This window comes from Pseudarthrobacter sp. S6 (genome assembly GCF_050156575.1).
In the GTDB taxonomy this organism is placed as follows: domain Bacteria; phylum Actinomycetota; class Actinomycetes; order Actinomycetales; family Micrococcaceae; genus Arthrobacter.
This window is the reverse complement of record NZ_CP189581.1, coordinates 3,761,948-3,787,787: the sequence shown is the minus strand read 5'-3', so window position 1 is coordinate 3,787,787 and position 25,840 is coordinate 3,761,948. Positions and strand designations below refer to the sequence as shown.

Genomic DNA, 25,840 nt, shown 5'->3' with positions numbered 1-25,840 from the left:
TCGTCTGGCTAACGTGGTCTGGCTAAAAATGTGGGCACTTGCCCGGTGGATTTCTCCCGGTGGTCGAGCCTGTCGAAACCCGGTGGATCCTCGACAGGCCCGATCACAGCGGTTGGGTCAGCAGAACCCGGCGATGCCGGACCAGGCGAGGTCCGGCGGTGTGGCGTCGTCGCGCAGGACCGTGGCCTCGATCAGGCCGTATGGCCGGTCGGCTGCGAAGAAGACCTCGTTGGGGTTGTCGAGCCCGAACGGCGAGAGGTCCACCAGGAAGTGGTGCTTGTTGGGCATGGAGAACTTGATCTCGTCGATTTCGCTGTGGGCTTCCAGGACCTTGGTGCCCATGTCGAACAGCGTCTGCTGCAGGGCGTGGGAGTACCTCTCCGTGAACCCCTCGAGCAGGAGGCCCTTGACGTCCTCGTAGCTCTTGTTGAAGTCCAAGGTGCTCAGGTCCGTACCGGTCTTGAACCGCCAGCGGGCGGAAACGTCGGTGGCCAGGATGCGGTCCGTGGTTTCCGGGAGGGTGGTGTATTTGTCCTTGGGGTAGCCCACAAAGCCGGACTGTGTGGTCTTCAGGACGGTCAGGTCCGTGAGCCCGGAGATCAGGTGCGTTGCAGCGCCGTCGCGGACCAGGACGGCGGTGCGGACTTCCTGGCCGTTGCGCACGAAGGAGTGGTCGTGTTCGCTGCCGTGCGCCTGGATCCGGTCCCAGCTGTAGGACTCGGCTTCCCAGCGGCCGCCGGTGACCCAGTCGAAGCTGGACGTGAAGTGCTCGCCGAGGCGCAGGAGGAACGCTTCGGGGGAGCCGACGCCTTCGCGGGCAAAGGCGTAGATCGTGTTCTTCTGGGTGTCCGTTGCCACCACGTGGGCGTTGTCGCCCTCGAGGTGGGCGGCCTCGAAGTCTCCGCGCAGTTGCGAGGTGACGTTCAAGTCCTCTATCTCGTGGCGGTCTGTATCGCGGGTGATTTTGACAACCCGGACTTCAGCCTTTCCGTACTGGTTGTGGCCGAGGATGATGTTGCTGCTCATGGTCAGATTCCCAACTTCAGGTATGTGGGACCAAGGTTCCACATAGAAATTAAGCGCGCATTTACCGCGCGTTTCCAGTGCCGTCGGCCCAACAAAAAATGAGCCGACATCAATCGATGTCAGCTCATTACGACCCTGCCTGCTGCTCCCAGGTTACGTGACTTGCGCCACGAGTTGAATATCACAATAGCCCAGCTTTGCGGTGGTGTACATCACAATCTGAAAAATCACTTTGTGACCGAGGGCCTTCGGGACCGTTGACGTACTGAGACCCGGCGGTCTAGGCTATTTCATATAGCAAAAGTTATTTTCCACTTAGTGGAATCATTGCAGGAATAGCAACCACCTCAGAGGAGGATCAGATGTACCAGAAGGACACAACGCCGGTCGCACCGGAGCACACGGCGGCCCCCGCCGTCCAGGAGTTCTACCTTCCCCTCGGAGGCGGGACGGATCCGGACTTCCATCTGCCCGCAGACCGGGAGCATATTCCGGGCCGCTTCTCCCGCTGGGTCCAGGGCCTGCCGGGCTTCGGCAGCCGGCGCCGCTAGCTCCAGCGCCGCTAGCTCTATTGCCCCGGGCGCCCTGGCCACTGCTTGCCGGCCCAGGGGTCGTAGTCGGAGATGAGCTCCTCCTGCGGCGGGCGCTCCGCTTCGGGGACGTGCTGCAAGTTCACCCGCACCCGGTACCAAAGTGAGCTGGACCCGCGCATTCCGTCGACGAGCACATCGGCCGGATGCAGGGCCGGAACGATGTCTGCATGCCGGGTCTTCCACTCGTCGAGCGCCGCGACCGCATTGGCTTTGGACTTGGTCCGGGCCACCTCGATGAGGGGCATTACCGACAGCCGGCGGCCGGAGCCGTCTCCGCTGCGGGGCGCTTTCTCCGCGGGGCCAAGCTTGGCCGCCATCGCCAGGAGCCCGTCGAGTGCACCCACCGCACCGTCGATCCCGGCGTGCGGGTCACCCGCATCGGCGAAACGCCCGGGCACCGTGCGCACCGTGAATTGTTCCGGACGGATCGAGCGCACCTCGTCCCAGGTGAGCGGCGTCGACACCCGGGCGTCGGGCAGGGGCCGGATCGAGTACGCGGATGCCACGGTGCGGTCCTTGGCATTCTGGTTGAAATCGACAAAGACGCTCTCGCCGCGCTCCTCCTTCCACCACCGCGCGGTGGCGAGGCCGGGAGCGCGGTTCTCGATCTCGCGGGCGAGGGTCTCGGCGGCGAGCCGCACGTCGCGGTAGGACCACTGCGGCGCGATCCGCACCAGAATGTGGAGTCCGCGCGACCCGCTCGTCTTCGGCCACCCCACCAGTCCGACGTCGTCGAGCACCTCGCGCGCGACATACGCAACGTCGACGATCTGGGACCAGCTGACTCCCGGCATCGGATCGAGGTCGACCCGGAGTTCGTCGGGGTGCTCAAGGTCCTCGGCGCGCACGGGATGCGGGTTGAGGTCCAGGCAGCCAAGATTCACCACCCACGCCAGGCCCGCAGCATCCCGGATGACGGCCTCCTCGGCCGACGTCCCCGATGCGTAGTGCAGCGTGGTTGTATCGATGAAGTCGGGGTGGTTTTCGGGCACGCGCTTCTGGAAAAACGGCTCAGCGTCGATGCCTTTCGGGAAGCGTTTGAGCACCATGGGCCGGCCGCCGGCGCCGCGCAGCGCACCATCTGCCACGGCAAGGTAGTAGCGCACCAGATCGAACTTTGTCAGTCCGGGTTCGGGGAACACCACCTTGTCCGGACTCGAGATGCGCACCTCGGTGCCGCCAATGGTGAGGATCTCGGCCGGGGTCTTCGACGGGCTCATGCCGCCACGCTAGCAACGATCGGATGTTGCGGCCAGAGTTGGTGCGGCGGTCAGCAATGGGTTACCCCGCCACAAGCTTCCTCGCCGCGGCCGAGTGCATCGCGACGAGCCCGGCGACGTCCAGCCCCGGGATCTGCCCGTCCACCACGCGCCATTTCCCGCCCACCATGACGCGGTCCGCGCGGTCCGCTCCGCACAGCAGCAGCGCCGCCACCGGATCGTGGCTGCCGGAGAACCGCAGGTCGTCGAGGCGGAAGAGGGCCAGGTCCGCCTGCATCCCCGGGGCCAGCTGACCAATATCGGAGCGCCCCAGGACCGCGGCGGATCCGCGCGTCGCCCAGCCAAGGGCCCGCTCCACGGGAACGGATGCCCCGTACCGCAGTCGCTGCAAATACAGCGCCTGCCGGGCCTCGAGCATCATGTTGGAGGCATCGTTCGACGCCGATCCGTCCACACCCAGCCCCACCGGCACCCCTGCGGCCTCAAGTTCCAGCACGCGGGCGGTGCCTGACGCGAGCCGCATGTTCGACGTCGGGCAGTGCGCGACGGCGGTGCCCGCGGCTCCCAGCCGTGCGATCTCGTCGTCGTTGAAGTGGATGCCATGCCCCAGCCACGTGCGGTTGCCCAGCCAGCCGACGCTTTCCAGATAGTCCACGGAGCGCAGCCCGAACATCGCGTGGCAGAAGTCCTCCTCGTCAATGGTTTCGGCGAGGTGGGTGTGCAGCCGCACGTCCATCCGCTCGGCCAGCAGGGCGCTCTCGGTCATGATTTCCTTGGTCACCGAGAACGGCGAACACGGGGCCAGCGCTATCTGGATGACAGCGCCGTCGCCGCGTTCGTGGTACTGCGAGATGAGGCGTTCACTGTCTGACAGGATGACCTCCGGCCGCTGCACCGTGGACTGCGGCGGCAGGCCGCCGTCGTCCGTTCCCAATGTCATGGAGCCGCGTGTGAGGGTGGCCCGCATGCCCAGTTCGCGTACGACGCCGACCTCCACGTCGATCGCGTCCTCCAGTCCCGCGGGGAACAGGTAGTGGTGGTCGGCTGCCGTGGTGCAGCCGGAGAGCAGCAGCTCGGCAAGGGCCACTTTCACCGCGAGTTCCAGGCTCCCGGGAGTCAGCCGCGCCCAGACCGGATAGAGGTTCTGCAGCCAGGGGAACAGCGGGGCGTTGGCCACCGGTCCCCAGGCGCGGGTGAGAGTCTGGTAGAAGTGGTGGTGCGTGTTGATCAGGCCGGGCAGCATCACGTGGCTGCCGGCATCGAAGGTCTTATCGCAGGGTGCGGACGGCTGAGCGCCTGCCGGAACGAGCTCAGCGATGATGCCGCCGCTGACCACTATGCCGCCGCCGGCGTCGAGCCCGTTGGCGGTGAAAACGGCGAGCGGGTTCCTGATCCAGAGCCTGGGCGGGGACGGGGAGTGCGGGTGGGCCATGGATGGCTCCTTGTCTGGTCAGCGTGAGGGCGTTCCAGCTCAGTTAGGCCCTGTCTGCTGATCCAGGTGGCGTCAGCCTAGGATGCTGCCACGACGGAAGTCAATGCAACGCGGGGTCACATACGGCCCATTCCGCGCCTCCGGATGGGCCATATGTGACCCCGCGTTGCTACGCAATTTCACATCACGAAATTAAGTTTTCAGAAACTATGGCGCCACTCACACATCCGGTGCTAATCTCGACCTTGCCAAAGGCGGGCACCCGGACTCCGGGAAGCTATCTACCAGGCGAACCTTCAAAAGCACATGCTGAAGCCTGGTAGCCATCTCACTGGCGCGTCCCCCGTCTCAGGGTTACTGGGCTTCCTTGCCACTAAGGAAGTCGCAAAATGAGTACCACCGTCACGGCCGAACATTTCCTGGCCACCTCCATAAAACTGGCAACAGCCAACGTCCTGAACAGCGGCGGCCCGTTCGGCGCCGTCATAGTCACCGCGGATGGCCGCGCCTTCGAAGGCGTCAACAGGGTCACCGCCACGAACGACCCCACAGCCCACGCCGAGGTCACCGCCATCCGCAACGCCTGCCGCGAACTCGGCACGTTCGATCTCAGCGGAGCCACTCTCTACACCAGCTGCGAACCCTGCCCCATGTGCCTGGCCTCAGCCCTGTGGGCCCGGATCGGCAATGTGGTCTTCGCCGCAGACCGGCACGACGCCGCCTCCGTGGGCTTTGACGACGCCGTCTTCTACGAGTACTTCGAGAACGAAGACCGGGATGCACTGATGCCGGTCGCCAAGCTGGAACTGGGTCACCCCCAGGCCCCGGCCATCCTGGAACCGTTCAACACCTGGAACACGCTCGACTCCAGGATTGACTACTAGGGTCCGGTGGCTGACATGACAATCCTGGACCCCGCAGAAATGCGATCGGCAACTGAAAAGCAGGCTGCGCCCGCAGGCGCAGGGCACACAGCGGCACCCCGCCCCCCGGCGGCAAAATCCTTCCTGGACAGCTTCTTCCAGATCACCAAGCGTGGCTCCACGCTGGCCCGCGAATTCCGCGGCGGCATCGTCACGTTCTTCACGATGGCCTACATCGTGATCCTCAACCCGCTGATTCTGGGCGGCTTCTCGGCCGAGAACGCCCCCACCGACGTCGCCGGAGGCTGGCTTCCGGCAGCGCAGGTGGGAGCCGTTACCGGCCTCACCGCCGGCGTTATGACCATCGTGTTCGGCCTCGTCGCAAACCTGCCCTTCGGGCTCGCGGCCGGCCTGGGCATCAACTCCTTCCTCGCCGTCGCGGTCATTCAGGAGGTCACCTGGCCAGAAGCTATGGGCCTGGTGGTCATCAACGGCGTCCTGATTGTCCTCTTCGGCGCCACGGGGGCCCGGACGGCGATCTTCAGGGCAGTCCCCAAGGAACTCAAGGCCGCCATCACCGTGGGCATCGGCCTGTTCATCGCCTTCATCGGCTTTGTGGATTCCGGGTTCGTCCGCCCCACCAAGGGCGGCCCGCCGGTCCAGCTCGGCAACGACGGCTCCATCACCTCCATCCCCACCCTCGTGTTCATCGTCGGGCTGCTGGTCATGGGCATCCTCGTTGCCCGCAAGATCCAAGGCGGCCTCCTGATCGGAATCGTCGCCACAACTGCCCTCGCCGCCGTCGTTGAGGCCACCATGCATATCGGTCCAGGCAGCGCCGACAACCCCGGTGGCTGGCACCTCAACACCCCGGTGCTGTCCGGCCAGCTGGTGTCCCTCCCGGACTTCAGCCTGGTGGGCCAGTTCGATCTCTTCGGCTCGTTCTCAAGGATCGGCGGCCTGGCCGCCATCATGCTGGTCTTCACCCTGGTGTTCACCAACTTCTTCGACGCGATGGGCACCATGACCGGGCTTGCCAAGAGTGCCGGCGTGGCGCACAAGGACGGCACGTTCCCCAAGCTGAAGTCGGCCTTCATCGTCGAAGGTCTGGGCGCAGTGGTGGGCGGCGGGACGTCCGGCTCGTCGAACACGGTGTACATCGACTCCGCGGCCGGCATCGGCGAAGGCGCCCGCACCGGCCTGGCCTCCGTGGTCACCGGACTGTTGTTCCTGGGCTCGATGTTCTTTACGCCGCTGACCTCGGTGGTGCCGCTCGAAGTGGCAGCTGCCGCCCTGGTAGTGGTGGGCGCAATGATGATGGCACAGATCCGTGAGATCAAGTTCAGCAAGTTCTCGATCGCACTGCCGGCCTTCCTGACCATCGTCACCATGCCGCTGACCTACTCGATCGCCAACGGGATCGGCGTCGGATTCATCTCCTTCGCGGTCATCAGCGCGGCGTCCGGGAGGGGCAGGAAGGTCCATCCGCTGATGTGGGTGGTCACCGTGGGCTTCCTGATCTACTTCGCCCGCGGGCCGATCAACGTCCTGCTGGGCGCGTAACCCGCCCATCCGGGCGCCTCAATCCAACCACCGTGACCCTCCCTCTACACCTGCAAGGAATGAGACTATGAGGCAAGACCGCGCTCTGTTCCGGACAGGCTTTCCGTCCGGAACCCCAGTGGTAAAGGACGTGTTGCCATGCTGGATCTGATCCCCTCACTGGGAAGGTGGCAGCCCGCGGTCTCCGGCCAGCGTTGCGCCGTCGCCACCATCGTGGCCGCCTGCGGTTCCGTGCCCCGGCCGCTCGGTACTTCAATGGTGGTCTCCGAACACGGGGACGTCCTGGGCAGCCTGTCCGGCGGATGCGTAGAGGGCGCCGTGGTGGAGGCCGCGCTTGCGGCAATGCGCGACGGCGGCAGCCGCCTTGAGGCGTTCGGCTACAGCGCCGAGGACGCATTCGCCGTCGGACTGACCTGCGGTGGGCAGCTGGAAGTCCACATCCAGCCGACCGGAACCGCCGGCCTGCACCTGGCCGCCCTGCGCGGCTTTGCCCACGCAGACGCGCCATCCTCCCTCGCCATCATCCGCCGGCTGGACGCCGGCGGCGTGTCCGGGGGAGGACCCGTGCTGGTGGCCGATCCCGCTCGCTTCACGGTAGCGGGATCGGCCGCACTGGCAGCCCTGCTGGGCGGCGATGCCTCCGTGATCCGGGCGGCAGCCGTGCAGCTCGAACCCCTGCTGCGCGGTGGCCGGGCCGGCCTGGTCCGGCTGCCCCCGGCCGAAGGCTGGGGGACCACGGTGCCTGAGCCGGAGCCCATCACCCTGTTTGTGGAAAGCCGGCTGCCGCCAGCCCGGATGCTGATCTTCGGCGCCAACGACTTCGGCGCCGCACTGGTGCCGGCCGGGAAACTGCTGGGCTATGACGTCACATTGTGCGACGCCCGGCCGGCCTTCTCCAGCCAGGGCCGCTTCCTCGCCGCCGACCGTGTGGTCACGGACTGGCCGCACCGCTACCTTGCCGCCGAAGCTGCCGCAGGGCGCGTGGACGGCCGGAGCGTGGTGTGCGTGCTGACCCACGACCCCAAGTTCGACATCCCGCTGCTGGAAACCGCGCTCGGCCTGGGCCTCGCCTATGTGGGCGCCATGGGGTCGCGGCGCAGCCACCGCCAGCGCATCGACGCGCTGCTGGCGGACGGGACGCCGGCTGAAGCGCTGGAGCGGCTCCATTCACCCATCGGCCTGGACCTGGGCGCAGTCACCCCGGCCGAAGTCGCGGTTTCCATCACCGCCGAGATCCTCGTGTCCCGTGTGGCCGCATCGAAGGAAGCGCCCACGGCCGCTTCGCTCAAGGACGGCAGCGGCCCCATCCACCACCCAGAACGCCACTCTTACGAACCCCGCACGCACGAACCCCGCCAGGAGGGCCCATGGACATGAACACCATCCAGGAAGTCGTCCCAACGACGGACCCCACCGACTGGCGCGACGGCGATGCCTGGCTCGCCGGCGGCACGGTGCTCTTCTCCTACGGCAGTACTGTCCTGAAACGGCTCCTGGATCTGGGTGAAGCGGGCTGGCCGGCGGTGACCGTGAGCGACGCCGGGATTGAACTGGCCGCGACGTGCACCGTCGCGGAGCTCTACGCCCTGCCGGCTTCGGAGTCCGTTGCCGGCAGGAATTGGCCTGGCCTGGACTTGTTCCGGCCGTGCTGCGACTCCTTCGTGGCATCCTTCAAGATCTGGAACATGTCCACCGTGGGCGGCAACCTGTGCACCTCGCTGCCGGCGGGACCCATGATCTCGCTCTGCGCCGGGCTGGACGCCACCGCCACCATCCTCGGCCCCGGCGGCACCAGCCGCACGGTCCCGGTGGCCACGTTCATCACCGGGGACGGGCAAAACAGCCTGGCACCAGGGGAACTCCTGCGAAGCATCCACATCCCGGCGTCGGCCCTGTCCGCGAAAGTGGCTTTCCGGCGGCTCTCGCTCAGCAACCTCGGCCGTTCCGGGGTGCTGCTGATCGGACGGCGCGACGGTGACGGCGGCCTCGCCGTCACCGTCACGGCCGCCACGAAGCGCCCCGTGCAGCTGCGGTTCACCGCTGCCAAGATGGCTGGCCCCGCGGCACTGGCGGCCGCCGTCGGGAAGGCCATTCCCGCGGAGCTGTACCACGACGACTTCCACGGGCTGCCCGAATGGCGCCGGGACATGACCCTCCGGCTTGCCGAGGAGATCCGTGCGGAATTGCTGGAAGAACGGGTCACCGTCTCGGGCGATTTCTGGACCGGACCGGCCGGCCGGCCGCACGCCTTGTCGCCGCAGCCGAGCGCGCAACCGAGTGCGCAACCCGCACCCGCATCAACCCCCAAACAGCAGAAGGAGGCCTGAGTATGGCTATCGAAATCAACGGAACCGCCGCCCCGGCCACACCCCGCCCCGGCCAGTGCCTGCGCAGCTTTCTGCGCGAACAGGGCAACTTCGGCGTCAAGAAGGGTTGCGACGGCGGCGACTGCGGGGCCTGCACCGTCCACGTGGACGGCACCCCCGTACACAGTTGTATTTACCCGGCCGTCCGCGCCGAGGGCAAGGCCGTCACCACCATCGAAGGCCTCGCCCAGGGCGGTGCGCTGCACCCCGTGCAGGAACAGTTCCTGGCCGAACAGGGCTTCCAATGCGGCTTCTGCACCGCCGGCATGATGATGACCGCCGCCACCTTCGATGACGCGCAGAAGGCCAACCTGCCCCGCAGCCTCAAGGGCAACCTCTGCCGCTGCACGGGCTACCGCTCCATCGCGGACGCCGTCTGCGGGACCCACAACAGGCACAATCACGACGGCGGCGTGGCAGATCCTGCGGCCCGTCCGGCTTCCACGGATGGCACCGCCGCGGCCGCAGCCACAACATCCCGGGCCGGGCAGCTCGGCGACAACGTGCCCGCCCCGGCAGGCGCCGCCGTCGTCACCGGCACGGCCCGCTACACCCTCGACGTCCCGGCGGAAGAGCTCGAAGGCCTGCTGCACCTGAAGCTGCTGCGCTCACCCCACGCGCACGCGCGGATCGTCTCCATCGACAGGACGGCCGCACTCCAGGTGCCAGGGGTCGTCGCGGTCTTCACCCACGAGGACGCCCCGGCTCAACACTTCTCCACGGCCCAGCACGAGCTCTACACCGATGACCCCGACGACACCCGCGTCCTCGATGACGTGGTGCGGTTCATCGGCCAGCGGGTGGCCGCCGTTGTGGCCGAATCCGTGGGTGCCGCCGAGGCCGGGGCCCGCGCCCTGCACGTGGAATACGAGCTGCTGGACACCGTCTTCAGCCCGCAGGACGCCATGCTCCCCGGCGCTCCAGCCCTGCACGGGGATAAGGACGCCGGGAAGGCCAGAATCTCGCGCCCGCGGCAGAACGTGGTGGCCGAGCTGCATTCGGAGCTGGGCAGCGTTGCGGACGGGTTCGCCGTGGCCGACTTCATCCACGAGCACACATACCGGACCCAGCGCGTGCAGCACGTCGCCCTGGAAACGCATTCCTCCATCGCCTGGCTCGATGCCGAAGACCGCCTCGTGGTCCGGACCTCCAGCCAGGTCCCGTTCCTGGTCCGGCGCACGCTGGGCCGGGTGTTCGACCTGCCGGAGGACCGCATCCGCGTTCTGGCCGGTCGCGTTGGCGGCGGCTTCGGCGGCAAGCAGGAGGTGCTCACCGAGGACCTCGTTGCCCTCGCCGCACTCACGCTTCGACGGCCGGTGCAGGTGGAGTTCACGCGCTCGGAGCAGTTCACCGCCACCACCACGCGGCACCCCTTTACCATCAAGCTCAAGGCAGGCGCCGGAAAGGACGGGCTCCTCACCGCGCTGCAGCTGGACGTGGTCACCAACACCGGCGCGTACGGCAACCACGCGCCCGGCGTGATGTTCCACGGCTGCGGCGAATCGCTGGCCGTGTACAAGTGCGCCAACAAGAAAGTGGACGCGCATGCCGTCTACACCAACACCGTGCCGGCCGGGGCGTTCCGGGGCTACGGGTTGAGCCAGATGATCTTCGCGATCGAGTCGGCCATCGATGAGCTGGCTGTTGGCATCGGGATGGATCCGCTGGAATTCCGGCGCCGGAACATGGTGCGCGAGGGCGATGACATGCTCTCCACCACGCCCGAGCCGGAGGAGGACGTCCACTACGGCAGCTACGGCCTGGACCAGTGCATCTCCCTGGTGCGTGATGCCCTGGACCGCGGCAAGCAGCGCTACCGCGACGCCGGGCTCGACGACCTCGGCCCGGACTGGGTCACCGGCGAAGGTTCCGCGCTTTCCATGATCGACACGGTCCCGCCCCGCGGCCACTTCGCCCACACCCGCGTGAGCCTGCTCCCGGATGGCACCTTCGCGGCCGACGTCGGGACCGCCGAATTCGGCAACGGCACCACCACGGTGCACGCGCAGCTGGCCGCGACGGCACTCGCCACCACGGCGGGCAAGGTGGCCGTGCGGCAGTCCGATACCGACCTGGTGGAGCACGACACCGGTGCGTTCGGTTCGGCCGGGACGGTAGTGGCCGGCAAGGCCACCCTGATGGCGGCTACCGAGCTCGCCTCCCGGATCGTCACCGTCGCCGCGGCGCTGGCCGGCGTTCCGGAGTCCGAGTGCGTGCTCGACGGCGGCGGCGTGGACTGTGCCGGGCGGCGGGTTCCGCTCGAGGAAATCCATGGCGCCGCGCAGCACCAGGGCGTGCAGCTTGCCGTCGAGGGCAACTGGGACGGGACCCCGCGATCAGTGGCGTTCAACGTCCACGGCTTCCGGGTAGCGGTCAACACGGGTACAGGCGAGCTGCGGATCCTGCAGAGCGTGCAGGCCGCCGACGCCGGTGTGGTGGTCAATCCGCGGCAGTGCCGCGGCCAGATCGAAGGCGGCATCGCGCAGGCGCTGGGTGCTGCACTGTATGAGGAGGTCCGGGTGGACGACGACGGCCGGGTCACCACGGATATCCTGCGGCAGTACCACATCCCGTCTTTCGCGGACGTGCCGCGCAGCGAGGTCTACTTCGCTTCCACCAACGACCAAATGGGCCCGCTCGGCGCAAAGTCCATGAGTGAGAGCCCGTTCAATCCCGTGGCGCCGGCGCTGGCCAACGCCATCCGGAACGCCACGGGGGTCCGGTTCGCGGAGCTGCCGATCGGACGGGACAAGATCTACCTGGGCCTGAAGGAAGGAACGTTAATCCACACCCGCTAAAACCAACGCGGGGTCAGATACGGCCCATGGAGGAGGGTTTATTGGGCCAGATCTGACCCCGCGTTGCTGTCGAAGCAACCGTTTGTGACCGGGCCTGTTCCGGCAACCCTTGACTGATGCGTGATCCGGGTCATACCGTTATTTCACTACTCGATACCCATTTTCCGTATTGTGGAAATTGCAACGACGCTCCTTCCGGTCGTTTCCGGCATTAATCACACTGCGGAACACCTGGAAGACATCTTCAAGAAGTGAGACCACGATGCAGACAACCCCGTTGACCGGCGTCGATCCGACACCCGGGCCAGCCGTTGACATTGACGAGGGCAAAGCTGCCCACCCCTCCATGGGTGTCGATGCGCTTTGCGATGCCGCCAGCGCCGCCTCCGGCCGGACCATTAGCCCCACCCTGTACAACATCGACTTGGCCCCGACCAAGCGCGAAGGTCGCCGCTGGACCAGCTACAGTATTTTCACGCTCTGGGCCAACGACGTCCATAGCCTTGGAAACTACGCGTTCGCCATCGGACTCTTCGCCCTCGGGCTGGGCGGCTGGCAGATCCTCCTCGCCCTGGGAGTCGGAGCTGTCCTCCTGTTTGCGCTGCTTAGCCTCTCCGGCTTTATGGGCGTCAAGACCGGCGTCCCATTCCCTGTCATGAGCCGGATCAGCTTCGGCATCAGGGGCGCCCAGATCGCCAGCCTCCTGCGCGGGGCGGTGGCCGTGGCCTGGTTCGGCATCCAGACCTACCTCGCCTCCGTGGTGCTCCGCGTCATGCTGGTGGCAATGGTTCCTTCCCTGCGGGAGCTGGACACCAACTCCATCCTCGGCCTGTCCACCCTGGGCTGGGCATCGTTCGTGTTCCTCTGGATTATCCAGTTGGTCATCGTCAGCTTCGGCATGGAGATGATCCGCAAGTATGAGGCGTTCGCCGGGCCGATCATCCTGGTCACCATGGCGGCCATCGCCGTCTGGATCTTCGTGGAAGCCGGCGGCTCCATCGCCTGGGCCGGCGACAACGCGCTTGAAGGCGCCGAAATGTGGCGCACCATCTTTGCCGGCGGTGCCCTGTGGGTGGCAATTTACGGGACGTTCGTCCTGAACTTCTGCGACTTCACCCGGTCGGCGGTCTCCAAGCAGGCAGTGGTCCGCGGTAACTTCTGGGGCATCCCCATCAACATGCTGCTCTTTGGCGCGATCGTGGTGGTGATGGCCGGTGGACAGTTCAAGATCAACGGCACGGTCATCCAGAGCCCGTCGGACATTGTCCAGACCATCCCGAACACACTGTTCCTTGTCCTGGCCTGCCTCGCGCTGCTGATCCTGACCATCGCCGTGAACCTGATGGCCAATTTTGTAGCCCCCGTCTACGCCCTGACCAACCTCTTCCCGAAGCACCTGAACTTCCGCAAAGCGGCCTGGGTCAGTGGCACCATCGGCCTCATCATCCTGCCGTGGAACCTGTACAACAACCCGCTGGTGATTGTGTACTTCCTGGGCGGACTTGGTGCGCTGCTTGGCCCGCTGTTCGGCGTGGTGATGGCCGATTACTGGCTGATTCGCCGCGGCAAGGTCAACGTGCTTGAGCTCTACTCCGAGGACCCGGCGGGTGCCTACTTCTACAAGAACGGCTTCAATCCCCGGGCCATCATCGCCATGGTGCCGGCTGCCGCCATCGCGCTCCTGATCGCCTTTGTTCCGGCGCTGGAAGCCGCCGCCCCGTTCGCGTGGTTCGTCGCGGCCGGCATCGCCGCGGTGGTCTACTACGTCATCTCGGACCGCAGGCAGCGGCTCGACGACGTTGACGGCGAGTCAATCGCCGTCGCCAGCGCCCACTGACGTACCTGTCCCGAATTACCTTTCCCGAAAGAGAAAAGCACCATGCGCATCCTTGTGGCCAACGTCAACACCACTCAGTCCATGACCGATTCGATCGCCGCTCAGGCACGGATGGCTGCGCTTCCGGAGACGGAGATCGTGGGAATCACTCCCCGCTTCGGCGCCGACTCCTGCGAGGGGAACTTTGAGAGTTACCTCGCGGCCATCGCCGTCATGGACGCCGTGGTCAGCTACCCGGAACCCTTCGACGCCGTCATCCAGGCCGGCTACGGCGAACACGGCCGCGAAGGGCTCCAGGAGCTACTTGACGTTCCGGTCGTGGACATCACCGAGGCGGCCGCGAGCACCGCGATGTTCCTTGGCCACAAGTACTCCGTGATCACCACCCTGGACCGTGCCGTTCCGCTGATCGAGGACCGGCTGAAGCTGGCCGGTCTCGACGCCCGGTGCGCCTCGGTCCGGGCCAGTGGCATGGCCGTCCTGGAACTGGAGGAGGAGCCGGAGCGCGCTGTGGAAGCCATCATCGAACAGGCGCTGCTCGCCGTCCGCGAGGACAAAGCGGAAGTCATTGTGCTTGGATGCGGCGGCATGGCCGGCCTGGATGAGGAGATCCGCAAGCGGGCGGGCGTCCCCGTGGTGGACGGCGTGGCGGCTGCTGTCACGATTGCGGAATCGCTGGTCCGGCTGCGGCTGAGCACCTCAAAGGTCCGGACGTATGCCACTCCGCGGCCCAAGACAGTCATAGGCTGGCCCCTAACGGCGGCGGAAGTACCCGCCGCACCTTAGGCCGCGGTCAACAGCCCGGCCTCAACACAAGGAGCGACCCCATGACTGCAACCCACCGGCCCGTACAACCCCACCGGCCGGCACCGGTCGCCGTCGTGACCGGTGCCGGTTCCGGAATTGGCAGGGCCGTGGCGCGGCTCCTGCTGGCCGACGGCTACCGCGTGGTGTTGGCCGGCCGCCGTGAGGCTCCGCTGCTGGAGTCCGCGGCCGGCCACCGCCAGGCGCTCACTGTGCCCTGCGACGTCACAGTGCCCGACGACGTCGAGCGCCTTTTCGCTGCTGCCGCCGGGACGTGGGGGAGGGTTGACCTGCTGTTTAACAACGCCGGCGTGTTCGGCCCGGCGGCGTCGGTGGATGAAATCAGCATTCCCGACTGGGACGCTGTGGTGGCGGTGAACCTGACCGGCTCGATGCTGTGCGCCGCCGCGGCCGTCCGGGCCATGAAATCCCAGAACCCGCAGGGCGGCCGGATCATCAACAACGGGTCCATTTCAGCGCATTCGCCGCGGCCGCGGACAGTGGCCTATACCGTCACCAAGCACGCCATGACGGGCCTGACCAAGAGCATTGAGCTGGACGGCAGGGGCTTCGGCATCACCTGCGGCCAGATCGACATCGGAAACACAGCCACGGACATCATGGCCACCATCGGCGTGGACTCCGGAGCCCTGCAGGCTGACGGCAGCCGCAGGGTGGAGCCCACCTTCCCGGTGCAGGACGCCGCGCGTGCCGTGCTCCTGATGGCTGGCATGCCGCCGTCGGCCAGTGTGGGCTCGGTGGTGATCACCGCCGCCGGAATGCCGTTCATCGGCCGGGGCTAAGCGCGATGAAACCAACGCGGGGTCAGATGCGGCCCATGTTGCAAGGATTTATGGGCCGTATCTGACCCCGCGTTGTTGTTTCGAGCAGGTGGAGCTGCCCGGGGGTATCGAGGTCTTCGCCGCCGGAGAGGTCGCTGCAGTCCACGAGGTCGATCAGTTCCGGGTGGGCCTGGAGGAAATGGCGTGCCCCGGCGTCGCCGGTTGCAGTGTCGGCGGCCTCAGCCCGGAGGCTGGAATCCAGGAGCAGCGGATGCCCCCGCCGGAGATTTCCGTCCGGGCCACGGTAGGCGGCCGCCGCCACCCGGCCAGGCTGATGGGATGCCAGCATTCTGGCGACGGTTTCTGCCGTCAGGCCGGGCTGGTCCACCAGCGCGATAAGCACATGGTCCTCCGGGGCTGCTGCGGCGACCCCGGCCCGGAACGAACTTCCCATTCCGCCGGCCCAGTCCGGGTTGTCGATGACCCGGTGCCGGCTCAGGTCGGTGGCGGCACGCACCGTTACCGCGTCCGCGCCGAGCACCGCCACTACTTCCCGGCAGCCGCCCGCGAGCAGCACGTCTGCCAGGACTTCAACGAGAGTGCTGCCGCGGAACCGGAGCAACGCCTTGGGCCCGAGCCCCAGCCGCGTCCCGGCGCCGGCGGCTAGCAGCACCGCCGTCGTGCGTGGTTTGTCCAGGTCAGCCATCGCCCCAGCCTAATCCAGCCACATGACAAATGACGGCAGTGTTCCCGGGGAACACTGCCGTCAACGTGTGTCTCGACGAGTGAGTCAGGCGTCGCCGCCGGTGCCGCCGGTGGTCCCGGCGTTGACGTCCAGGAGCTTGTAGCGGTCCATCGCATAGGCGGGCACGCCGCCGTCTACCTCGCCGCGCGAAGCCAGCAACTGCAGAGTCTTCACCACAATCGAGTGGGTGTCGTTCTTGAAGAAGCGGCGGGCAGCTGCACGGGTGTCGGAGAAGCCGAAGCCGTCAGCTCCGAGCGACGCGAACTGGTGCGGGAGGAACTGGCGGATCTGGTCCGGGACGGCTTTCATGTAGTCGGTCACCGCCACCACTGGCCCCTGGGCATCGGCGAGCTGCTGCGTGACGAACGGGACGCGGGCGGGCTTGCCCGGGTTCAGGAACGCCTCTTCCTCGGCGGCTAGCCCGTCGCGGCGCAGTTCGTTCCAGGACGTCACGGACCAGACGTCGGCGGAGACACCCCAGTCCTCGGCGAGGATCCGCTGGGCGTCAAGAGCCCAGGGGACGGAGACGCCGGAGGCCAGGATCTGGCTCTTGGGCCCTTCAAGACCCGACGCCGACACCCGGTAGATGCCTTTCAGCACTCCGTTGACGTCGAGGTTCTCAGGTTCGGCCGGCTGGGAGATGGGCTCGTTGTAGACCGTGATGTAGTACATGAGGTTCTTATCGGCTACAGGTCCGGTTCCATCGCCGCTTGCGGCCGGTCCGTACATGCGCTCGATGCCGTCGCGGATGATGTGGCCCATCTCGTACCCGTAGGCCGGGTCGTACGTGAGTACGGCCGGATTGGTGGAGGCGAGGATCGGGGAGTGGCCGTCGGCGTGCTGGAGGCCTTCACCGGTCAGGGTGGTCCGGCCGGCGGTGGCGCCGATGATGAAGCCGCGGGTCATCTGGTCCGCGGCGGCCCAGAAGGCGTCACCGGTGCGCTGGAAGCCGAACATGGAGTAGAACACGTAGACCGGGATCAGCGGGACGCCGTGGGTGGCGTAGGCGGTGCCGGCGGCCGTGAACGCTGCGACCGCGCCGGCTTCGTTGATGCCGGGGTGGATCAGCTGGCCCTGGGCGGATTCCTTGTAGGCCAGGACCAGGTCCCGGTCCACGGACAGATACGCCTGGCCGTCCGGATTGTAGATCTTGGCCGTGGGGAAGAACGCGTCCATGCCGAAGGTCCGGGACTCATCCGGAACGATCGGGACAATACGGTGCCCGAACTTCTTATCCCTGAGCAGGTCCTTAAGCAGGCGTACGAAGGTCATGGTGGTGGCGGCCTGCTGTTTGCCGGAACCGCGCTTGGCAACCTCATAGGTTTTGGCGTCCGGCAGCTCCACCGGAGCGTGGTCCGGCCGGCGCTCGGGGACGAAACCGCCCAGGGTGCGGCGGCGTTCCATGAGGTACTGGATCTCGGGGGAGTCCATCCCGGGGTGATAGTACGGGGGCCGGTAGAGGTCCGCGTCGAGCTGTTCGTCCGTGATGGGGATGCGGAGGTAGTCGCGGAACTTCTTCAGGTCATCGAGGGTGAGCTTTTTCATCTGGTGGGTCGCGTTGCGGCCCTCGAAGTGGGGTCCGAGTCCGTAGCCCTTGACCGTTTTGGCCAGGATGACGGTGGGCTTGCCCTTGAATTCGGTGGCTGCCTTATACGCGGCGAAGACCTTGTGGTAGTCGTGGCCGCCGCGCTTGAGGTTCCAGATTTCATCATCGGAGAGGTCCGCGACCATGTCCTTGGTCTGCGGGGACTTGCCGAAGAAGTGCTCGCGGACGAATCCGCCGGATTCTGCCTTGTAGGTCTGGTAGTCCCCGTCCGGGGTTTCGTTCATGATCTTCACCAGGGAGCCGTCGGAGTCCTGGGTGAGCAGGTCATCCCACTCCCGGCCCCAGACGACCTTGATGACGTTCCAGCCCGCGCCGCGGAAGAACGCTTCGAGTTCCTGCATGATCTTGCCGTTGCCGCGGACGGGTCCGTCGAGGCGCTGGAGGTTGCAGTTGATCACAAAGTTCAGGTTGTCGAGCTTGTCGTTCGCGGCGAGCTGGAGCAGGCCGCGGGACTCGGGCTCGTCCATTTCGCCGTCGCCCAGGAACGCCCAGACCTGCTGGTCGGAGGTGTCTTTGAGGCCGCGGTTGTGCAGGTACCGGTTGGACTGGGCCTGGTAGATCGCGTTCATCGGGCCGATGCCCATGGACACGGTGGGGAATTCCCAGAACTTCGGCATGAGGCGCGGGTGCGGGTAGGAGGAGAGCGCGTGGCCTTCTTTGGACTTTTCCTGCCGGAATCCGTCCATGTCCTCTTCGGAGAGCCGGCCTTCCATAAACGCGCGGGCGTACATGCCGGGGGAGGCGTGGCCCTGGAAGAAGACCTGGTCGCCGCCGCCGGGGTGGTCCTTGCCACGGAAGAAGTGGTTGAACCCGACTTCGTACAGAGTGGCGGCGCCGGCGTACGTGGAGATGTGTCCGCCCACGCCGATATCGGCCCGTTGCGCCCGGTGCACCATGATGGCGGCGTTCCAGCGCAGCCAGGACCGGTACTTCCGCTCGATCTCTTCGTCCCCCGGGAACGCCGTTTCCTGGTCCGCCGGGATGGTGTTCACGTAGTCCGTGGTGGTCACCATCGGAACTCCGACGCTCTGGGCGCCGGCGCGCTGCAGCAGGCTGCGCATGATGTATTGGGCACGTTCGGTGCCCTGTTCCTGTATCAGCGCATCCAGGGACTCAACCCATTCGGCGGTCTCTTCCGGATCACGATCGGGCAGCTGGTTTGTCAACCCGCTGAGGATATGGGAGGTCTCTTCTCCTGCAGCCACGTCCAGCCTCTTTTCATCGTTGAATAGTTGGCTCAAGTTTTCGTTCTGTGAGAAAACTTTATTGCATGTCGAGATTATCTAGGCGACGATCCGCGCGTCAAGGCGAGCAGACAGTCACAATCGGCGGCGAGGGGCTCCAGCGCGCGGCCGCCAAGGGGGTACTGCCTGACTACTCAGCTGCCCCGGTAGGTGGAATACGCGAACGGGCTCAGCAGGAGCGGCACGTGGTAGTGCGGCTCCGACTCCACCACGCCAAACGTGAGGGTCACCTCCGGGAAGAACGTCTCGGTGCCGCTGGCGGCGAAGTACTTGCCTGTGTCGAACGCCAGGCGGTACGTCCCCGAGGGCAGCCGCTCTGGTCCCAGCTCTTTGATGCGTCCGTCCGCGTCGGTGGCGCCGTCGGCGATCCGGACCCAACGCTCGCCGTCGAGCATGTGGAGGGTTACCGGGACCGCGGCCGCCGGTTTTCCGGAACCGGTATCGAGTACATGGGTGGTGACGTGGGAAATGCTCATTTGCCCATCAGTCCTTCGAGTCGGAGCACTGCGATTTCCCGCAACTGCTGGCCAATGATTGATTGCTCTGCTTCGGGGGTGTGAGCGAGCCTGGTGTTGAGGGCGGCCAGGATCTCCTCCCGGCTGCGGCCGGCGGCGCGGATCAGGAACACCTGCCCGAACTTCTCCTCGTAGGCCCGGTTGCCTTCAGCCAGGGCCTCGGCGATGGCCGCGTCGGCCACGCCCAGCCCGGCCTGTTCTGACTGGGACAGCTTGGCTTCCGCGCTGTCGCCCTGCGCCCGCTCGCCGATCCGCGGATGGTGGGCGAGGGCTGCTTCGATCTCTGCCGGGGTGAAGGGATTGGCTGCGTCGCGGCCTGCCGCCAAGAGTGCGTCGGGACTGGAATAGGGCCGAGCGTCGGCGAGCTCGTCGATCCAGCGTTGGATGTCCAGGCAGGGGCGCAGGAAATCGGCGGCCTCGGCGCGGCCGGCCGCGTTGAACTGTTCAAGATGCATGAGGCAAGTCCTCGTGTTTCGATGCTGGCATCCACGGTGTAAGGCTATGCGGATATTTTATTCCGCATCATGGAACTGTTATTTCAGCATATGCAAAAGTCAACCGCACGCACCTGCGGGTGTCAACTTCCGGGACGATGCCGGGAAGTGCCACAACGGAAAGCGGACGACGGCGGGAGGTCCCCGCCGTCGTCCGCTGACGGGCAAACGGTCAGCCGCCCCGCCGTGGTTACCGTGCGGTTACAGCCGCGGCACACATTCCCCGGTTCCCAGCAACGCCAACCCCGCACGGTCGCCATCGCCAAACTCGAACTGCCCGCTGTTTTCCGCATACATGAGCTGCGTGGGATCATCCACGTGGTCCAGTCCCAGGACGTGCCCCAGCTCGTGCATGAGGATCGCACGGATGTGGGCAGGCCCCTCCGGCCAGGCCAGTGTTTCCGAAAGGCCCGGTGCATCGAGGGTCACCTGGCCGGCGACGAACACATAGGGCTCGCCGGCAATGGGCGTATCGTGGGTCCATGGTGCGGACCCTGGCCGATATCGGTGCTGAAGGCGTATTGCTCGCCGGCGCGGGCCGCGCCATTTTGCTGCAGATCGCCAACCCCGCGGTTGGCCATGGCGTCGCCGAGCACAGTGACTTTACTGCCCGGCCGCTGGACCGTTTCCGGGCCACTGTCACCTACGTCTACGCCGTGGTTTACGGCACCGAGGACCAAGTCGCGGCCGTGCGGCGCAAAGTCAATCGGGCCCACTCTGCGGTCCGTCGAAAACCCGACGCCGGCTCCCGCGGGTACAGCGCGTTCGATGCCCAGGCGCAATTATGGGTGGTGGCCACCTTGTACGACACTGCCATCACCGTCTACGAGAAAATCTACGGCCCGCTGGACGACGACGCAGCCGACCTCATGTACAGCGACTACGCAAGAATCGGTACGGTCCTGCAACTGCCGGCGGACCTGTGGCCCGCTGACCGCGCAGCCTTCAGGACATACTGGGACGAGTCCCTTCGGACTCTGGAACTGGACGCCGTGACCGCCGGAGTCGGACGCGACCTCCTGTACCCACTGGCGGGTCCGCTCTGGCTGCGGATGAGCATGCCGCTGATCCGGTTCATCACCGCCGGCCTGCTGCCGGACCACTTGCGAGCCGGTTTCGGGTTGCCGTGGAGCGACCGCCACAGCCGCCTGTTCCACCGCACCACCCGGTGGTCAGCCCTGGTGTATCCGCGGCTGCCGCGGCCGGTCCGGCACTGCGTAAAAAACTACTGCCTTGGCCGGCTCCGCACCTCGTAGGGAACCACTGCGCGGGGAAAACGGACGACGGCGGGAGGTTCCCGCCGTCGTTCGCTTGCCTTCGGGGTTGCTCGCTGTCCATTGCCCCGAAACCGAGCGGTTCCCGGCTTCCGTGAAATCGTACGGACCATCCTCGAGGAATCGAACCGCTTCAACTACGTCAGGTTCACCGTGGCAGGAAACAGCGCGAAGGGGGCTGACATCCTCGCCTGGGAAAAGGTCGCCTTCGGCGGCCAGCACCAAAGACGGCCAGCACCAAAGACGGGAGGACGACGGCGGGAGGACCCGCCGTCGTCCGTCCCTGCCCGCGGCGCCTGGCCCAGCCATGGTGGCCGTGGCAGACCATCTTTCGGCGTTGCCGCAACGAATCCCTGTCATGAACTATTACAGCCAAGCAGCGCAGGAACGGGTTCGGGACGCCGCATACGACGCAGTCGAGAAAGTCCTCAACAGCATGTTCGAACCGTTGAACCGGCAGGCCCTCACGGCTCGCTGGAACCAGGCCTGCGAGGCCATGGCGAAGCACCTGGAAGCGCGGGACAACGGCGAAGAGTAGACGCCCTACTCTCGGTCGCAAATAGGATTGACAGATGATCGAGATCGAAAATTTGAGCTGTCTATGAAGGTCACCACCACAACGCTCCAGATGCTCCAGCCGCCCGCCTGGACGGCGCGCCCGTTGCCCGAGGAGGCACGGCTGGACCGGGCTGATGGAGTCACTCCGGAGTTCGGCCGCTTCCTCTATGGCCTGGTCGGCGGACCGTGGCACTGGACGGACCGGCTCGAGTGGACGCGGCAGCAGTGGGCCGAGGAACTCGCGGTGACCGGGACGGAATTCTGGGTCCTCTATGGTGAGGGCGTGCCGTGGGGGTATGTCCACCTTCAACCCGTCGTGGCCGAAGATGGCACGCACGTGGAGGTCAGGTATTTCGGCCTTTCCGAGGAGGCGATCGGCCGGGGCCTCGGCGGCCTGCTGCTGGAGCACGGCATTACGGCGGCCTGGTCGCTGACGCAACGCGTCGACCTCCCGCAGGTGTCCCGTGTCTGGGTCCACACCTGCAGCCTCGATGGTCCCGCGGCCTTGGCGAACTACCAGGCGCGCGGCTTTGTGCCGTGCGGGACCGAGAAAGAGGACACAGAAGTGGCGGCCGAGCCGCTCGGTTCCTGGGTGGCCACCGGCGGCCGGTAATGGCCGCATAACTGACGCGGGCCACTGACGGTCGCATCTGCTGCAAACGCGCTGTCAGCCGTAGGCTGGAACCGACAGGACGGTGACCGGAAGGGTGACAATGTCGGAGACGATGACGGCGGGGCTGCTGGATGAAGTGATGGCCGAGCTGGCCGTGTTTGAGGACCCGAAGGTGCGCGAGGCGAACGAGAAGCGCGGCGATGACCATGGCGTGAACCTGTCCAAGCTGCGCGCTGTCGCCAAGCGGTTGAAGACGCAGCAGGAACTCGCGCGCGCACTCTGGGCCACGAACGACACTCCGGCGAGGCTTGTGGCGCTGCTGATCTGCCGGCCGAAGGCCTTCGAACGCGACGAGCTGGAGACCATGCTGCGCGAGGCGCGTGCCCCCAAGGTGCACGACTGGCTGGTGAACTATGTGGTGAAGAAAAGCCCGCACGCGGAGGACCTGCGCGTGGCTTGGTCAGCGGATCCGGATCCGGTCGTGGCAAGCGCCGGTTGGGCCCTGACCAGCGAACGCGTGGCGAAGAAGCCCACGGGGCTCGACCTCCCGGGGCTTCTGGACACCATCGAGGCGGAGATGAAGGACGCCCCGGACCGGCTGCAGTGGGCGATGAACCACACGCTGGCCTTCATCGGCATCGAGCGCGAGGAGCTCCGGGCCCGCGCGCTCGATATCGGCGAACGGCTCGAGGTCCTCAAGGACTATCCGACACCGCCGAACTGCACCTCGCCGTTCGCGCCGAGCTGGATCAACGAGATGGTGAGCCGCCAGGCGCGGGCGTAAGGCTATTGGCCCGGACGCAAAACGGAAGCGGACGACGCCGGGAACCTCCCGCCGTCGTCCGCTTCAGTTTTTGGCTGTGAACCGATCAGGCGGTGGCGAGCTGGCGTTCCTGGTTACGGACGCTGACCGTGAAAGTGTTGGGGCCGCTGCACTGGACCGCGATGCGGCATTTGGTGGTGTTCGCCTTGACCGAGAGGTCGTGCACAATGCTCTCAAGGGTGTGCTCAATCGCAGACCGGTCCCAGATTTTCAGCGTGATGGAGTCAGTGTTTTCAAACGTCATTGTCAGTACTTTCGCTCATGCAGTTAACGGCTCCGCGTCGTCCTTGAGGGGGCCGCATCCTCGTCGGTGAGGATTGCTGATCTTGGTAGTGCGGGAACGGGGTCCCGATCTCATGGTTCATGCTTGCCGCCGGGATATGCAACAGAAACGGCGAAAGTGTGAGCGATTACACGCCCACGCCGGCCTTAGTTACTGACGGCTGCGTAAAGGTTCAGGGACGCCGAAAACACCAGCCACGATACGTTCGGCAGCATCAGGACGCCGGCAGTCTGGCTGATGGGTCCGAAGCGCAGGACTGTCAGGACCGCCGTGAGCGTGAGGGCGGCGAGGAGGGACAGGGCCAGCCAGAGCGCCGCTGTCCCCAGCGCGGAGTGCAGGCCGAAGAACGTCATGGGCCAGAGCAGGTTCAGGGCCAGCTGGAGCCCGTACAGCGTGAGTGCGCGGCGGCGGGGGAGGCGCCGCTGCCGCCACACCAGCCAGGCCGCCACGGCCATGGCCGCGTACAGGACCAGCCAGACGGACGTGAACATCAGCCCGGGAGGCGTCCAGGGGGCTTTGTCGGCCAGGGCATACCAGCCGCCCGTAGCCGCGCGGACCGGGAGGGCTCCCACGAACGACACGGACCAGGAGAGCGCGAGGAAGCCGATCAGGGCAGCGATCTGCCGCCGTCGGGACGGCATGTCCGGGGCCGCCGGACCTTGCACTTCGGTGGGGATAGTGGCAGGCACTGACCCACTGTGGGCAATGGTGGGCACCCGCGTCAAACCGGGAGGCTGCCGCGGTGTCTTGACACCCTGCCGCCCCGGGCATATGAAACAACCAAATGGTTGTAGATCAGCTTAGAGATTCGGACGTTTCGCCGCCGTCCAGAGGCATGTAGCGGTGCTGGAACGGGCCTCCCTGGTAACGAAGGAGAAGAGCAGATGGTCCGGATGGGCATGGAAGAGGGCATGCGGGAAGCGGCAGGGCAGAGCGACGCCCTGCTCGCCCAACACGCCCGCGCCTGAACGGGCTGGCGCCTTTCACGCAAAGGCGAGCGCGAAAGGGCACTTGCGGCCCCAGGATCCGAGTCCTCAAGTGTCCTTTCGCGCGTGGTGGTGGTCGCTCCTACGGAGGCGGCGCTGCCGGTTAGTGCGTCAGGTCCTTGCCCTTCGTTTCAGGGATGGTGAACACAAACGCGATGCTGATGGCCAGCAGGACCACGGCGTAGACGTTGAATAGGTTGCCCTGTCCGATGGTGCCGAGCCAGGCCTGCAGGTACGGTGCGGTACCACCGAAGGCTGCAACGCAGATCGAATAGGGGACGCCCACGCCCACCGTGCGGATCCTGGTGGGGAACAGTTCGGCGTAAACGGCCGGGACGATTGCTGCGCTGCCGGCGATGAAGAACAGCATGACGGACATGGTGACCGCAAGCTGCCACGGGGAGTCCTTCAGCAGCCAGGTCATCGGGAAGTGGAACAGCGCGGAGCCGGCGGCGCTCAAGATCATGACCGGCTTGCGGCCGATCCGGTCCGAAAGCTTGCCCCAGAAGGGCAGGGCGGCGATGAACAGTACGTTGGCGATCACGCTGGCCCAGAGGGCCTCTCCGCGGTCCATCTTCAGTACCGTCGAGGCGTAGCTTGGAGTCACCACGCCCCAGATGTAGTAGGACACAGTCAGGCCGACGGTCAGGCCAATCACCTGGAGGGCCTGCTTGCGGTGCTTGTAAATCTGCGGCCACATCGGCTCGCGCTTTTCCTTGGGCGACTCTGCCTCGAACGCCGCAGTTTCCTTCATGCGGGCCCGCATGAACAGGGCGTAGAGGCCCAGGGCGCCGCCGATCAGGAATGGCACCCGCCAGCCCCAGGCGTTCATGTCGGCCGTGCTCAACACGTTGGACAGGATGGCGCCGAGCGTGGTTCCGGCAAGGATGCCCACCGTACCGGAAGTGTAAATGAGCGTTGCCCAGAAGCCGCGCTTTTCCTTGGGCGCCATCTCCGAGAGGTACGTTTGCGACGACGGCAGCTCGCCGCCGTGGGCAAGGCCCTGGATGAGCCGGGCCACCAGCAGCAGGACCGATGCGAAGGCCCCCACGGCTTCGAAGGTGGGGGCGACGCCAATGATCAGGCTGCCCAGGGCGGCGAGGCCCACGGCGAACGTCATGGACGTCTTGCGGCCGATCCGGTCACCGATCCAGCCAAACACTAAGCCGCCGAACGGACGGGCGACAAAGCCGACGGCGAAGATCGCCAAGGTGGCGAGGAAGGCCGACGTCGGATCCGCCTTGCTGAACAGTGCGCTCGCGATGAATGGCGAGAAGGTGGCGTAGATTGCCCAGTCGTACCATTCGACGGCGTTGCCGATGCCTGTGCCGACGAGCGTGCGCAGGTGGGACTTGTGAACCTGGACGTCAGCTGGGGCGCCTGCAGTTGTAGTCATTTCATGCTCCAAGGGGTGA

The 25,840-nt window shown here is 66.1% G+C and carries 24 protein-coding genes; 13 read left to right on the top strand and 11 right to left on the bottom strand.

Going from position 1 to position 25,840, the window contains the following annotated elements:
* Positions 1-117: 117 nt before the first annotated feature.
* The gene (gene pucL / locus ACQCS0_RS18180) at positions 118-1,026 is read right to left on the bottom strand and encodes a factor-independent urate hydroxylase (RefSeq protein ID WP_354154500.1); all 909 of its coding nucleotides are present in this window, start codon (positions 1,024-1,026) and stop codon (positions 118-120) included.
* A gap of 362 nt (positions 1,027-1,388) precedes the next feature.
* Here pucL and ACQCS0_RS18175 point away from each other — a divergent pair, with 362 nt between their 5' ends.
* Complete coding sequence (locus tag ACQCS0_RS18175; protein ID WP_354154501.1) at positions 1,389-1,577, top strand: hypothetical protein; 189 nt, start codon at positions 1,389-1,391, stop codon at positions 1,575-1,577.
* A 17-nt stretch (positions 1,578-1,594) separates the two neighbouring features.
* Here ACQCS0_RS18175 and ligD read toward each other — a convergent pair whose 3' ends face one another.
* Both ligD and ACQCS0_RS18165 read right to left on the bottom strand, forming a co-directional pair.
* Positions 1,595-2,839, bottom strand: a complete 1,245-nt coding sequence (ligD, locus tag ACQCS0_RS18170) for a non-homologous end-joining DNA ligase (protein ID WP_426938893.1) — start codon at positions 2,837-2,839, stop codon at positions 1,595-1,597.
* A gap of 61 nt (positions 2,840-2,900) precedes the next feature.
* On the bottom strand, positions 2,901-4,271 hold the full coding sequence (locus ACQCS0_RS18165) for an 8-oxoguanine deaminase (protein WP_426938892.1): 1,371 nt from the start codon (positions 4,269-4,271) through the stop codon (positions 2,901-2,903).
* 389 nt (positions 4,272-4,660) lie between these two features.
* On the opposite strand from ACQCS0_RS18165, the gene ACQCS0_RS18160 reads away from it, so the two are divergent.
* The 8 genes from ACQCS0_RS18160 (at position 4,661) to ACQCS0_RS18125 (ending at position 15,305) form a co-directional block, all read left to right on the top strand.
* Positions 4,661-5,155 carry a nucleoside deaminase gene (locus ACQCS0_RS18160; RefSeq protein ID WP_354161586.1) on the top strand — a complete coding sequence of 165 codons (495 nt, stop codon included), beginning with the start codon at positions 4,661-4,663 and terminating at the stop codon, positions 5,153-5,155.
* 15 nt (positions 5,156-5,170) lie between these two features.
* On the top strand, positions 5,171-6,697 hold the full coding sequence (locus tag ACQCS0_RS18155) for an NCS2 family permease (RefSeq protein ID WP_426939944.1): 1,527 nt from the start codon (positions 5,171-5,173) through the stop codon (positions 6,695-6,697).
* A 138-nt stretch (positions 6,698-6,835) separates the two neighbouring features.
* A complete protein-coding gene (locus ACQCS0_RS18150) occupies positions 6,836-8,074 on the top strand; it encodes an XdhC family protein (protein WP_426939943.1) in 1,239 nt (412 codons plus the stop codon).
* On the top strand, positions 8,065-9,024 hold the full coding sequence (locus tag ACQCS0_RS18145) for an FAD binding domain-containing protein (protein ID WP_426939942.1): 960 nt from the start codon (positions 8,065-8,067) through the stop codon (positions 9,022-9,024). Before ACQCS0_RS18150 ends, ACQCS0_RS18145 begins: the two co-directional genes overlap by 10 nt.
* A 2-nt stretch (positions 9,025-9,026) precedes the next feature.
* Positions 9,027-11,861 (top strand): molybdopterin-dependent oxidoreductase, encoded by a 2,835-nt coding sequence (locus ACQCS0_RS18140; RefSeq protein WP_426939941.1) that lies wholly within the window; start codon positions 9,027-9,029, stop codon positions 11,859-11,861.
* A gap of 262 nt (positions 11,862-12,123) precedes the next feature.
* Positions 12,124-13,698: an NCS1 family nucleobase:cation symporter-1 gene (locus ACQCS0_RS18135; protein WP_354154508.1), complete on the top strand. Its 1,575-nt coding sequence runs from the start codon at positions 12,124-12,126 to the stop codon at positions 13,696-13,698.
* Positions 13,699-13,740: 42 nt separating this feature from the next.
* Positions 13,741-14,484, top strand: a complete 744-nt coding sequence (locus ACQCS0_RS18130) for an aspartate/glutamate racemase family protein (protein WP_354154509.1) — start codon at positions 13,741-13,743, stop codon at positions 14,482-14,484.
* A 41-nt stretch (positions 14,485-14,525) separates the two neighbouring features.
* Positions 14,526-15,305: an SDR family oxidoreductase gene (locus ACQCS0_RS18125; protein WP_354154510.1), complete on the top strand. Its 780-nt coding sequence runs from the start codon at positions 14,526-14,528 to the stop codon at positions 15,303-15,305.
* Between the two features lie 22 nt (positions 15,306-15,327).
* Here the strand turns inward: ACQCS0_RS18125 and nboR are convergent, their stop codons facing one another.
* From nboR to ACQCS0_RS18100, 5 genes are all read right to left on the bottom strand, one after another.
* A complete protein-coding gene (nboR, locus tag ACQCS0_RS18120) occupies positions 15,328-15,990 on the bottom strand; it encodes a nicotine blue oxidoreductase (protein WP_354154511.1) in 663 nt (220 codons plus the stop codon).
* A gap of 84 nt (positions 15,991-16,074) precedes the next feature.
* Positions 16,075-18,840, bottom strand: a complete 2,766-nt coding sequence (gene aceE, locus ACQCS0_RS18115; protein WP_354154512.1) for a pyruvate dehydrogenase (acetyl-transferring), homodimeric type — start codon at positions 18,838-18,840, stop codon at positions 16,075-16,077.
* A gap of 173 nt (positions 18,841-19,013) precedes the next feature.
* Positions 19,014-19,355: a hydroxyisourate hydrolase gene (gene uraH / locus ACQCS0_RS18110; RefSeq protein WP_354154513.1), complete on the bottom strand. Its 342-nt coding sequence runs from the start codon at positions 19,353-19,355 to the stop codon at positions 19,014-19,016.
* Positions 19,352-19,849: a 2-oxo-4-hydroxy-4-carboxy-5-ureidoimidazoline decarboxylase gene (uraD, locus tag ACQCS0_RS18105; RefSeq protein ID WP_354154514.1), complete on the bottom strand. Its 498-nt coding sequence runs from the start codon at positions 19,847-19,849 to the stop codon at positions 19,352-19,354. The genes uraH and uraD overlap by 4 nt, the downstream gene beginning before the upstream one ends.
* A gap of 240 nt (positions 19,850-20,089) precedes the next feature.
* Positions 20,090-20,335, bottom strand: coding sequence for a matrixin family metalloprotease (locus ACQCS0_RS18100; protein ID WP_354154515.1), 246 nt, complete (start codon positions 20,333-20,335; stop codon positions 20,090-20,092).
* Positions 20,336-20,370: 35 nt separating this feature from the next.
* Here ACQCS0_RS18100 and ACQCS0_RS18095 point away from each other — a divergent pair, with 35 nt between their 5' ends.
* The 4 genes from ACQCS0_RS18095 to ACQCS0_RS18080 all read left to right on the top strand — a co-directional run bounded on the left by ACQCS0_RS18095 (position 20,371) and on the right by ACQCS0_RS18080 (position 23,117).
* Complete coding sequence (locus tag ACQCS0_RS18095) at positions 20,371-21,144, top strand: oxygenase MpaB family protein (protein ID WP_354154516.1); 774 nt, start codon at positions 20,371-20,373, stop codon at positions 21,142-21,144.
* Between the two features lie 376 nt (positions 21,145-21,520).
* Positions 21,521-21,700, top strand: a complete 180-nt coding sequence (locus ACQCS0_RS18090) for a hypothetical protein (RefSeq protein WP_282330225.1) — start codon at positions 21,521-21,523, stop codon at positions 21,698-21,700.
* A 63-nt stretch (positions 21,701-21,763) separates the two neighbouring features.
* Positions 21,764-22,333, top strand: a complete 570-nt coding sequence (locus ACQCS0_RS18085; RefSeq protein ID WP_354154517.1) for a GNAT family N-acetyltransferase — start codon at positions 21,764-21,766, stop codon at positions 22,331-22,333.
* 100 nt (positions 22,334-22,433) lie between these two features.
* Entirely contained in the window at positions 22,434-23,117 is a 684-nt protein-coding gene (locus tag ACQCS0_RS18080; RefSeq protein WP_354154518.1) for a DNA alkylation repair protein, read from the top strand.
* A gap of 85 nt (positions 23,118-23,202) precedes the next feature.
* Here the strand turns inward: ACQCS0_RS18080 and ACQCS0_RS18075 are convergent, their stop codons facing one another.
* The 3 genes from ACQCS0_RS18075 to ACQCS0_RS18065 all read right to left on the bottom strand — a co-directional run bounded on the left by ACQCS0_RS18075 (position 23,203) and on the right by ACQCS0_RS18065 (position 25,821).
* A complete protein-coding gene (locus ACQCS0_RS18075) occupies positions 23,203-23,400 on the bottom strand; it encodes a hypothetical protein (RefSeq protein WP_354154519.1) in 198 nt (65 codons plus the stop codon).
* 185 nt (positions 23,401-23,585) lie between these two features.
* A complete protein-coding gene (locus ACQCS0_RS18070) occupies positions 23,586-24,128 on the bottom strand; it encodes a TspO/MBR family protein (RefSeq protein ID WP_354154520.1) in 543 nt (180 codons plus the stop codon).
* Between the two features lie 400 nt (positions 24,129-24,528).
* Entirely contained in the window at positions 24,529-25,821 is a 1,293-nt protein-coding gene (locus tag ACQCS0_RS18065) for an MFS transporter (protein ID WP_354154521.1), read from the bottom strand.
* Between the last annotated feature and the right edge of the window lie 19 nt (positions 25,822-25,840).

Bases quoted from the DNA above. Each gene is read 5' to 3' on its own strand.
- uraH (WP_354154513.1), bottom strand. From the start codon at position 19,355: ATGAGCATTTCCCACGTCACCACCCATGTACTCGATACCGGTTCCGGA.
- ACQCS0_RS18150 (WP_426939943.1), top strand. From the start codon at position 6,836: ATGCTGGATCTGATCCCCTCACTGGGAAGGTGGCAGCCCGCGGTCTCC.
- ACQCS0_RS18160 (WP_354161586.1), top strand. From the start codon at position 4,661: ATGAGTACCACCGTCACGGCCGAACATTTCCTGGCCACCTCCATAAAA.
- nboR (WP_354154511.1), bottom strand. From the start codon at position 15,990: ATGGCTGACCTGGACAAACCACGCACGACGGCGGTGCTGCTAGCCGCC.
- ACQCS0_RS18130 (WP_354154509.1), top strand. From the start codon at position 13,741: ATGCGCATCCTTGTGGCCAACGTCAACACCACTCAGTCCATGACCGAT.
- ACQCS0_RS18175 (WP_354154501.1), top strand. From the start codon at position 1,389: ATGTACCAGAAGGACACAACGCCGGTCGCACCGGAGCACACGGCGGCC.
- ACQCS0_RS18065 (WP_354154521.1), bottom strand. From the start codon at position 25,821: ATGACTACAACTGCAGGCGCCCCAGCTGACGTCCAGGTTCACAAGTCC.
- ACQCS0_RS18135 (WP_354154508.1), top strand. From the start codon at position 12,124: ATGCAGACAACCCCGTTGACCGGCGTCGATCCGACACCCGGGCCAGCC.
- pucL (WP_354154500.1), bottom strand. From the start codon at position 1,026: ATGAGCAGCAACATCATCCTCGGCCACAACCAGTACGGAAAGGCTGAA.
- uraD (WP_354154514.1), bottom strand. From the start codon at position 19,849: ATGCATCTTGAACAGTTCAACGCGGCCGGCCGCGCCGAGGCCGCCGAT.
- ACQCS0_RS18155 (WP_426939944.1), top strand. From the start codon at position 5,171: ATGACAATCCTGGACCCCGCAGAAATGCGATCGGCAACTGAAAAGCAG.
- ACQCS0_RS18165 (WP_426938892.1), bottom strand. From the start codon at position 4,271: ATGGCCCACCCGCACTCCCCGTCCCCGCCCAGGCTCTGGATCAGGAAC.
- ligD (WP_426938893.1), bottom strand. From the start codon at position 2,839: ATGAGCCCGTCGAAGACCCCGGCCGAGATCCTCACCATTGGCGGCACC.
- ACQCS0_RS18145 (WP_426939942.1), top strand. From the start codon at position 8,065: ATGGACATGAACACCATCCAGGAAGTCGTCCCAACGACGGACCCCACC.
- ACQCS0_RS18095 (WP_354154516.1), top strand. From the start codon at position 20,371: ATGGTGCGGACCCTGGCCGATATCGGTGCTGAAGGCGTATTGCTCGCC.
- ACQCS0_RS18085 (WP_354154517.1), top strand. From the start codon at position 21,764: ATGAAGGTCACCACCACAACGCTCCAGATGCTCCAGCCGCCCGCCTGG.
- ACQCS0_RS18075 (WP_354154519.1), bottom strand. From the start codon at position 23,400: ATGACGTTTGAAAACACTGACTCCATCACGCTGAAAATCTGGGACCGG.
- ACQCS0_RS18140 (WP_426939941.1), top strand. From the start codon at position 9,027: ATGGCTATCGAAATCAACGGAACCGCCGCCCCGGCCACACCCCGCCCC.
- ACQCS0_RS18090 (WP_282330225.1), top strand. From the start codon at position 21,521: ATGAACTATTACAGCCAAGCAGCGCAGGAACGGGTTCGGGACGCCGCA.
- ACQCS0_RS18125 (WP_354154510.1), top strand. From the start codon at position 14,526: ATGACTGCAACCCACCGGCCCGTACAACCCCACCGGCCGGCACCGGTC.
- ACQCS0_RS18080 (WP_354154518.1), top strand. From the start codon at position 22,434: ATGTCGGAGACGATGACGGCGGGGCTGCTGGATGAAGTGATGGCCGAG.